Origin of the sequence: Streptococcus sp. 27098_8_12 (assembly GCF_041432115.1) — a bacterium.
In the GTDB taxonomy this organism is placed as follows: Bacteria; Bacillota; Bacilli; order Lactobacillales; family Streptococcaceae; genus Streptococcus; species Streptococcus parasanguinis_V.
Window position 1 is genome coordinate 1 of the sequence record NZ_JAPVZA010000036.1, and the last position, 2403, is coordinate 2403.

Genomic DNA, 2403 nt, shown 5'->3' on the forward strand with positions numbered 1-2403 from the left:
TTTCTTGCTTATTTTATTAAGTCTGACAAGTGCTCTTTTAATGACATTCTTCTCTCTCCAATTAGGAAGAATACTTGATAGTATATCTAATTCAAATAGTGGATTACTCTTTCATATCACTATTTGTGTAAGTTCGATTTTACTGTGGTTCTTGATTTCTTGTTCCTATTCCTATCTTAAAAACCAATATGTAAAAAAAGTTATTTTAGATCTAAAAAGGCGTCTCTTATTACATTATTTATCGCGTGAATTTAACCAAATTGACAACCGTAACCATTCAGATTTCTTAAATAATATCACCAAAAACAGTGACCTTATTCAAGAAAATTTATTAATCCCTAAAATCTCTCTAATTGCAAATTTAGGGAGCCTTATCATGAGTGTGGTTGCTATTATTTATATAGAATGGCGATTAGCATTAGTCTTTCTTTTATTGTCGAGTCTAACGATTTTTCTATCACAAATTCCTGGAAAGTTAATGACTAAATCAACAAATAATTATTCTCTACAAAATAATCACTATTTGTCAAAAATGACAAACTTTATTAATGGTTTTGAACAAATTAAGTTATTAAATATTCAAAGCTGGACCCAAGAAAAAATTCAGGAAATCAGTTTAGAATTTGAAGAGTCCAGAAAAACATATCAATTCTTAAAAGACTTAGCTTCAACTACTGGAATTTTACTAAGTTTTGGCTCTCAACTATCCTGTATGGTTGCTGGTATCTTTTTTGTAAGAAATAACTTACTGACTATTGGATTACTAGTAGCAAGTATTCAATTATTAAACGGTGTTTTTGCTCCATTACAATCTATTCTTTACAATAAAAATTTAATCAGCAGTAGCAAGTCCATTATTGATAATATCCAAGAAAATTTATATGAGACAAATCATGAAATTTTCCATAAAACAAGGACAATTGATTGTGATAACATTTCGACCATTTCTATTAGCCAATTACATTATGAAATTGAAAATAAAATATTATTTGATCATTTTTCCTATGAATTTAAAAAAGGCAAACGCTATGCGATTATAGGTGCTTCAGGAGCTGGGAAAACAACTTTAGTAAAATTAATACTAAACTATTATTCCAAAAATCTTTATGATGGGGAAATAAAAATCAACGGAAAACAGAATATTGATATTCCCTCAGAGGAGTTATATAAAGATATTGCATTTGTGCAAAAAAAATGATTTTCTGATTGAAGGAAATATCCTAGAGAATATCAAACTGTCCAGAAACCTTTATTTAACTGAAAAATTAAGAAAAGCCTTAGGATTTAGTGAAGACTTCCTTAATAAGAGTCTATCTCAATCAAATCAAACCATTTCAGAAGGAGAAAAGCAACGAATTGATTTAGCTAGGTTTTTAGCCAAACCATATTCTGTATATATTTTTGACGAACCTACAAGCAACCTTGATCCAATAAAAGCCAAAGCAATGATGGACTACATTCTATCCATTAAAGATGCAATTGTTATTGTCATTACTCATGATCAAAATCCAGAAATATTGGAAGAGTTTGATCACGTTATTACCCTATAGATAAATGGCCTAGTCTACTAAATGAATGATGTGTTTCTCAAAGTATTCTTTGTAATTTTTGTAGATTGTTTTATTGAAGAGTTCGAAAATTTTTAAAGCTTCTTCGATTTTTAAAAGTGATTTTTGATTATGATAGAATTTCAGTTCCAAATATCCATCTAAATACAGCAAAATAGTTTGTTCAAAAAAATCTGTGGAATCCGCTAATATATTCTTCGTAGCCTGTTTTAAAAATAAAGATTCCTCATATAAGTCGTTCTCAATCATTATAATCAAAGAATTGAGAAGTAGTTGAATGAGAGATTGTCTATTTTTAGGTATAGAGCTATACAACTTCCCTTTTTTGAGCGCCTCTTTGGCATATCTAAATAATAAATCTGGAGATAGAACACGACAGCAATTTCCAAGGATGAGCGTTTCGTAATAACCCCAGTTTTCAACAGAAAATAAATAGTTTGTAAGATAAGAGGCGTCTTGACGACTCAATTGATGATTCTTATCCATTCCCGAAACAATACTTTCAATGAAAATAGCATTTAATTTATGGTAATGAGAATTTGTCCTATGAAAAAGTTCTATTTCTTTCTCTACCATATCTAGTAATGCTTGAGAATCTTCATTATATGCGGCCTGTTTAACAGAAGCTATTAAGGTATTAAAATCCGAAGGTTGATAATGATTACAGATAAGCAGAAATTCCTCTAGTGTTACTCCTATTCTTTCAAGAAGATACAATAACTTAAAGACAGAAATCTCTGTTTCTCCTAATTCAAATCTAGATATTTGAGATTTTGAAATTTCAGCACCTGCTAATGAAGAAATAGAAATTCCCTTTTCTTCTCTTATTTTCCTA

The 2403-nt window shown here is 29.4% G+C and carries 1 protein-coding gene and 1 pseudogene; one reads left to right on the top strand and one right to left on the bottom strand.

Translation table 11 applies throughout. The features are described from left to right. A pseudogene (locus tag O3629_RS10065) lies at positions 1-1550 on the top strand (ATP-binding cassette domain-containing protein); the annotation flags it as partial. Between the two features lie 9 nt (positions 1551-1559). Here the strand turns inward: O3629_RS10065 and O3629_RS10070 are convergent. After that, positions 1560-2403, bottom strand: an 844-nt coding sequence (locus O3629_RS10070; protein ID WP_371609140.1) for a helix-turn-helix domain-containing protein, incomplete at its 5' end; no start/stop codon positions are given.